The 7,488-nt window shown below is 49.6% G+C and carries 5 protein-coding genes; 4 read left to right on the forward strand and 1 reads right to left on the reverse strand.

What is annotated here, in order from left to right:
• On the reverse strand, window positions 1–913 hold a 913-nt coding region (locus RM811_RS00150; protein WP_402519451.1), incomplete at its 3' end, for a hypothetical protein.
• A 165-nt stretch (window positions 914–1,078) separates the two neighbouring features.
• Here RM811_RS00150 and RM811_RS00155 point away from each other — a divergent pair.
• From RM811_RS00155 to RM811_RS00170, 4 genes are all read left to right on the forward strand, one after another.
• The gene (locus RM811_RS00155; protein ID WP_402519454.1) at window positions 1,079–1,444 is read left to right on the forward strand and encodes a RidA family protein; all 366 of its coding nucleotides are present in this window, start codon (window positions 1,079–1,081) and stop codon (window positions 1,442–1,444) included.
• Window positions 1,445–1,613: 169 nt separating this feature from the next.
• The gene (gene sbcD / locus RM811_RS00160) at window positions 1,614–2,882 is read left to right on the forward strand and encodes an exonuclease subunit SbcD (protein ID WP_402519456.1); all 1,269 of its coding nucleotides are present in this window, start codon (window positions 1,614–1,616) and stop codon (window positions 2,880–2,882) included.
• A complete protein-coding gene (locus tag RM811_RS00165) occupies window positions 2,879–6,559 on the forward strand; it encodes an AAA family ATPase (RefSeq protein ID WP_402519459.1) in 3,681 nt (1,226 codons plus the stop codon). The genes sbcD and RM811_RS00165 overlap by 4 nt, the downstream gene beginning before the upstream one ends.
• Window positions 6,560–6,577: 18 nt before the next feature.
• On the forward strand, window positions 6,578–7,488 hold a 911-nt coding region (locus tag RM811_RS00170), incomplete at its 3' end, for a sodium/glutamate symporter (protein ID WP_402519462.1).

The following is a 7,488-nucleotide window of genomic DNA, read 5'->3' on the forward strand; positions in this document are numbered from 1 at the left end:
CGCTGGTCAACTGCCGGTGAAGTTCACCATAAGAGCAATCCAGTTGAGGCTTGATGGATGGAGCCGTGTAGCTCTGTCCATTCTTTAATAAGAAACTACGCTCCTCCATATGCGCTATATCTGCTTTGCCCCAGCTCGCAATCGTGTGGTTTATTGCCGCTTTATCGCCTCGTAATACCTGCTTTATAAATGAGCTATCCAGCTTATGTGCCGTATCAGGATTACTTGCCATATTCGTCATAGATCTTCTCAGAGTACTCTGATAACGGCCATGATCCTGAAGGGAAAGTTTTGATGACTGCCGATCTGCAAGCACCTGTTTAATATCCTTTGGAGAGCAAGCTGCTCTCAATTGATATTGCAATTGCTGAAATGTTTTTGGTTTACCCCTGATGCCAGAAAGAAAATTCTGAGTATTATTCGCTGGTGATTTTGAAGGCCCTTTCGATGGGCCTCCACCACCAATACCAGTGGTCTGAGGGCGGTTCACATTATTGTTACGGGTATTTTTCACATACCCCTTGCTCGATGGAGAGTTCGATGAAGATTTTACCTGTCCTGCCGGACGCCCAATGTTTTGGTGACGAGCCCTGCGATCATTTTGCTTTGCCTGCAAAGCAGCTTTGCCCGCCTTTTGCCTTAATACCAGGTCTCTTCCCATCTGTTTTATATCTTTGACGCCTTGAACAAACTGTCTGCCCTGAACAGGTTTGGCGTTACGGGCATGGATAGCCTTGACGTACCGTTCTGGTATCGGGTGATTATCAGACAGGTAAGCAGCAGGCTCAGTGCTGACTATTGATTCTCTGTTCAAATAAGCAGGATTACTGGCTACGCCTTTAATGCTTGTAGCTGCGAGCTTCTGGATACAGCTGCTCGCAACACCTCCAAAGCTTTGAATGCTCGTACCCATCGGTCTTCCTCCATGAAAACAGCTTATTTCTTACAGCTCATTATTCCTAAAACATAGCATTTACTCTATTGCTCATTAGTCTAAAGCAGGTTAAAAAACACTTATTCTCTTATTTTTCAATACGTTAAAATAAATCATATTCATTTCTGGACAAGGCAATAAATCGTGAACATCCATCGCATAAATCCCTGTAAACGCTGGTCCGACATTACGGTCTTCAATGGTATTGCCCACTTTGTGGAAGTGGCGGACTCTGACACCAGCGAAGATATAAAAGGGCAGGCCAATCAGATATTCAGTCAGGCCGAGCTCGCTCTGGAGAAAATTGGCAGCGACCGGTCACGTATTTTATCAGTCACCATTTACCTGACTGACTTTGCCAACCTGCCAGCACTGAATGAAGTTCGGGACGAATGGTTTCCGGAAGGTTGTGCCCCAAGTCGAGCCTGTGTAAAGGCAGAACTGGCTGATGCGGAGTATCGGGTGGAAATGGCTTTTGTTGCAGCAGCCGGTGAACCGTATTTGACCTGAGGTGACTGCTCCCTGCCCTATCGGACCCGAGGACTCGAGAGCCTAAAGGCCTAAAGGCGAGGGTTTACGACTATTTTACTAATGAATAGCGCAAACCACTGCCTTATAGATTGGCCAGATCTGAAATCTGTTGTAGCTTTACAGTTTTGGCCTGACTTCGATTAAGACTATGCGCATACTTCACACCTCTGACTGGCATCTCGGCCAGCATTTTATGGGCAAAAGTCGGGAGGCTGAGCATCAGGCCTTTCTGGACTGGCTGATCGAGCAGGTAACAGAGCAGAGTGTCGATGCACTGATCATTGCCGGTGATATCTTTGATACCGGAACACCCCCCAGCTATGCCAGAAGGCTCTACAGCCGTTTTATTGTCAGCCTCCAGAACACGCCCTGCCGGCAACTGGTGGTGATTGGTGGCAACCACGACTCAGTAGCCACCCTTAATGAATCAAAAGAGCTGCTGGCCTGCCTGAATACCTTTGTGGTGGGCGGCGTAACCAGTAACCCTGAAGATCAGGTTCTGGTTCTGAACGACAGCGAAGATAAACCGGGGGCCGTCATTTGCGCCATCCCCTTTATCCGTCCGCGGGAAGTACTGGAGAGTCAGGCGGGAGAATCCGGAGAGAACAAACAGCAGGCTCTGCAACAGGCCATCGCTGATCATTACCAGACTATTTATTCAGAAGCCGAAAAACTGGCGGGAAGTACCCTGCCCATTATTGCCACGGGTCATTTAACGACAGTGGGCGGTCAACTGACCGAGTCTGTGCGCGAGATTTATATCGGTACGCTTTCAGCCTTCCCGGTTTCTGCCTTCCCCAAAGCCCACTACATCGCCCTCGGTCACTTGCACCGGCCTCAGATCGTGGCTAAACAGGAACACATTCGCTATTCCGGCTCCCCTATTCCTCTCAGTTTTGATGAGGCAGGCTCAGATAAACAGGTAATGCTTGTGGATTTCAAAAAGGGAGCGCTGCACAAAATTGAATCCATTATCGTGCCGGTGTTCCGGAAGCTCATTAGCCTGAAAGGTTCACTGGACGATATTGACCAGCAATTAAACGTTATGGCAGAGCAGCCAGAACAAACCACCCTGAACCCCTGGCTGGAAGTTGAAGTCACCACTGAAACCTGGCTTCATGATCTGCAAAATCGTGTTGAGCAACTGGTTCTTGCCCAAGAAGCCTTGTCATCCCATGTACTGCTGAGAGTTCGTCGTAAAAGAGAAAAAACACCGGCATCACTCACCGTTGCTGACCGGGAGACATTGGCAGAACTGAATGTGGACGATGTTTTTCAACAACGACTGCAGCAGGAAGAACTGACAGAGGAACAGACAGCTCAGCTCAGCAATGCCTTTACTGAAATTCTGGTGTCACTGAACGACCAGCCTGAACCCGCAGAGCCCATGCAGAAACAGGGGGAGGATATCCGATGAAAATTCTCAGCCTGCGACTGAAGAACATTAATTCCCTGAAAGGGGAATGGAAAATAGACTTCCGGGGCGAACCTTTTGCCAATAACGGGCTATTTGCCATTACCGGGCCCACCGGCGCTGGCAAGACCACACTTCTGGATGCCATCTGCCTCGCTCTCTACCATCAGACCCCACGACTCAACACCATTTCCGCCTCAGATAATGAACTGATGACCCGGCACACCGCCGAGTCCCTGGCCGAAGTAGAGTTTGAAGTTAAAGGCAACGCTTACCGTGCTTTCTGGTCTCAACGTCGGGCCAGGGGCAAAGCCGATGGCAAGCTGCAGGCACCCCAGGTAGAACTGGCGAAGAGTGATGGCACCATTATCACTACACGAATTAATGACAAGTTAAAAAAAATCAGCGAACTGACCGGACTGGATTTTGGCCGATTCACCAAATCCATGATGCTGGCCCAGGGTGGTTTTGCCGCTTTTCTTGAAGCCAGTGCCAATGACCGGGCAGAACTGCTGGAAGAACTCACGGGTACAGAGATTTACGGGGATATTTCCCGCCGGGTCTTTGAGCGGATGCGAGAGGAAGAGCAAAACCTCAACCTGTTAAAAGCCAGGGCAGATGGGGTCTCACTTTTACACGACGATGTACTTTCAGTATTGAAAGAGGAGCAATCTCAACTCACAGAAACGCTGCACAGCGCCAGCAATGATCGCCTCTCGTTATCCGATCAGAAACGCTGGCTGGAGCAACTGACCAGTAAAGAGCAGGAAAAAAAATCAGCCAGTGAATCACTCGGCCATGTACTGCAGCAACAGACCGATCACAATGAGCAATTGAGCCGATTAGAACAGGCGCTTCCCGCCGTAGAGCTTCTACCGGACTGGGAACGGCTGTGTGAACTGCAACAAAAAAATCAGGCAGTAAAAAAAGCACTGACCAATAATCAACAGGAGCAGGAAGCAACGCAGGAAAAGGCTGCCAGCATTCAACAGCAATACCAGCTTCTGTCAAACACCCTTGAAAGCCATCAGCAGGAACAGGCGAATTCAGAGTCACTGCTGGTTGAACAGGTTATTCCGCTGGATGGCGATATACAACGCCTGTCCAATGAACAACAGTCAATCAACCACAAACTTCTGATGGCTCAAAATGAGCAAGCGATGCTGCAGAAGGGTATTGCTGACGATATGCAATCCCGGCAACAGCTCACCATCAAACTGGAAGCTGCGACAAACTATCTGGAAAAAAATGCAGTCCAGAAAAAGCTGGGGGAACTCCTGCCACTGCTGCGATCCTGGTTTGAACAGCGTGAAACCACCAGTCTTGGCCAGCAGCAGCTTAATCAGGTCATTGTTAAAACAGGGCAGGATATTCAAAACCTTTGCGCTAAAGATCAGCAAATAAACAGTGCCATAGAATCTCTGAACACAACCCTTGAGCAACATAAAACCCAACAGACAATCCTGCTCGGGGAAAAAACGGGCATTCTGAATGGTCAGGAAGAGGAGCAGTGCCAGGCTGATCAACAGCAGTGGAGTAACCAGTATCCAACCTGGCTGCAGCTGAACAACCTCAGCCAGCAATTTATCAGCGGTACCCATGACCGGCAGAAAGAGCAGGACAAATTCGCCGCCCTGCAGCAATCACTGACCCGGCACACCACCCAAATCGAAGGACTTAGAGAACAATACAAAAATACGCAGCAACACTGCCGTGATCTGGAAAAACTGCTGATTCAGGAAAGACAGATCACCAGCCTTTCAGACTACCGCGATAAACTGCAGGCAGGCGAGGCTTGCCCTCTGTGCGGTGCCAAAGAACACCCGGCGATTGAACACTATCAGCAGCTGAATATTTCTGAAACGGAACAACGTTTACAGGTCAGGCAAGCGGAGCTGGAACAGTTACAACAGCGGGGAGAAGATCTGGGCAAAGAAGTCACCCGACTGCAAACGCAGATTGAATCTTCTGAACAGTTGATAACGAAGTTAACCGGCCAGATTTCTCAGGCCACATCAGACTGGACCTCAAACAGTCATCTCATCGGGCTTGCAACATCCATAGAGAACCCGGAAGCGTACCAAAACCTCTATACCCGGTTTATAGAATCCGGTGAGGCCAGAAAGAAACAGCTGGATCAGCTGGCTCAACTGAACCGCCGCATTCAACTTGAACAGCAGCAACTTGACCAGTTCCATCAGAAGATCACGGAACAGGCTCATCAACGGGAGGTAAGCCTGCAGCAGAAAAGTCAGCTGGAGCAGCAACTGGCAGAGAAAAGGCAACAACTTGAACAGCAGGCTCAGGCACTGACAACACTGGAAGCTAAAATCGCCACCAGCATTCAAAGTGAATTACATCAGCAGGCGCCAGAAATTCCTGTTCAGGAGCAGTGGTTGAACCAGCAGGAAGTTCACTGGCAACAGTGGCAGAAAATAACCACTGAACAAGGCTCGTTTAAGGAACAGTCCCAGCAGGTTAATCAGGAGCTGGCGCTTAAAAATCAGAACCGGCAAAAGCTGGACCAAACCACCCTGACGTTGCAAGGGGAACTGGAGCAAACCCGGTCGCAATTGCAACAGCAACAAAACAAACGCCAGGAACTGTTCGGCCAGAAAGTGGTGGCTGATGAACGACAACGGTTAAAGCTACTGGTGAGCGCATCCCAAACCCAATACCAGCAAACCCAAAACCAGCGGCTCACCATTGAACAGCAGTTAAATAAACTGTCCGGCGTTGTCAGCCATCAAACCAGCACACTGGCTGAACTGAGTGACAACCTGAATACTGCCCAGAGCAAGTGGCAGGTAATATTAAACGACAGTCCTTTCTCGGATAGCGAACAGTTTCAGCAGGCATTGCTCAGCAAAGAAGAGCGAAAATTGCTCACAGAGCTTAAGCAGCAGCTTGAGCAGCAACTGCATGAAGCGAAAGGCAAGCTCTCTGCAGCCGAAGCCAGCCTGAAAACACATATTAAAAATCCAGCGACTACACTGCCACTGGAAGAAGTAACTGAAAAGCTGACTGAGCTGGAAGACCAGATTCGTTTGATCAATCAACGGCAGGGAGAAATCACCCAGGCACTGAAAGATGACGAAGCAAAACGACACAATCAGGCCAGCTTGTTCAAAGATATTGCTACCCAGGAGCATCAATATCAGGTCTGGGCCCAACTCAGTGGCCTGATTGGCTCCAGCAAAGGCGATAAATTCCGTAAATTTGCTCAGGGTTTGACACTGGACCATCTGATTCTTCTGGCTAACCGGCAGCTTGAACAGCTCCATGCCCGTTATCTGCTTAACCGGAAAAACAGCGATGAGCTTAGCCTCGAAGTTATGGACACCTGGCAGGGTGATACCGCACGGGATATCAAAACACTCTCTGGCGGAGAGAGCTTTCTGGTCAGTCTGGCCCTGGCACTGGGTCTTTCTGACCTGGTCAGCCACAAAACCCGCATCGACTCACTGTTTCTGGATGAAGGCTTTGGTACGCTGGATCAGGAAACGTTGGAAACAGCGCTCTGCGCACTCGATAGCCTGAATGCCAGCGGTAAGATGGTTGGCATCATCTCCCATATTGAATCCCTGAAAGAACGGATTCCTACACGAATAGAAGTGATAAAAGAGGCAGGCCTGGGCTACAGCAAGCTGGACAGCCGCTTTTCCTGTCTCTGCGACTGATCACTTCATAGAGAATTTATGAATCAACTAACCACTGTCGGCGCACTTGAGTCATTTCTGATCGCCATATTTGTACTCTTTCTTGGTCACTTTATTAACACCAGAGTGCCCCTGTTAAAGAAATTCAATATTCCTGAACCCATTGTGGGAGGGCTGGTGATCGCCGTTGGCCTTACCGTGCTTCACTTCAATGGTGTGGGGATTGAGTTCAATCTGCCTCTGCAGAACACCTTTATGCTGATGTTCTTTGCCACCGTCGGGCTGGCGGCCAGCTACATCCAGCTGATTAAAGGGGGAGCCAAAGTACTGGTCTTTCTTGCCGTGGCTTCGATCTACATCGTGCTGCAAAACGGTATTGGCATGTCACTGGCCACCCTGCTGGGACTTGACCCGCTGATGGGATTAATCGCCGGCTCCATAACCCTCTCTGGCGGTCACGGTACCGGCGCTGCCTGGTCGCAGACCTTCCAGGAGGTTTACGGCATGGAGAATGTGCTGGAGATCGCCATAGCCTCAGCTACCTTTGGCCTGATTATGGGCGGCATTATTGGCAGCCCGGTGGCCCAGAGACTGATCGATAAAAATGGCCTGAAGTCCCGATACGGCAACACCAACAAAATCCATGATCAGTTCCCGGAACTGGTGACCTACAACGAAAATGAGGAAGAAAAAGTCACCTCGAAAAAGCTGATCGAGTCCCTGTTCCTGATTCTGATCTGTGTCACTGGCGCCAAGTATATGGAACAGTGGGTCAGCGGGTTGGGCATCAAATGGCTGATGATTCCTGACTTTGTCTATGCACTGTTTACCGGGGTGTTAATCACCAATATTCTGGAAGCCACCCGGTTGAAAAAGCTGGATGTTGAGACGGTGGATATCCTTGGCACAGTATCACTGGCCCTGTTTCTTGCCATGGCGTTGATGAGTTT

The organism is Endozoicomonas sp., assembly GCF_031844845.1.
GTDB lineage: Bacteria > Pseudomonadota > Gammaproteobacteria > Pseudomonadales > Endozoicomonadaceae > Endozoicomonas.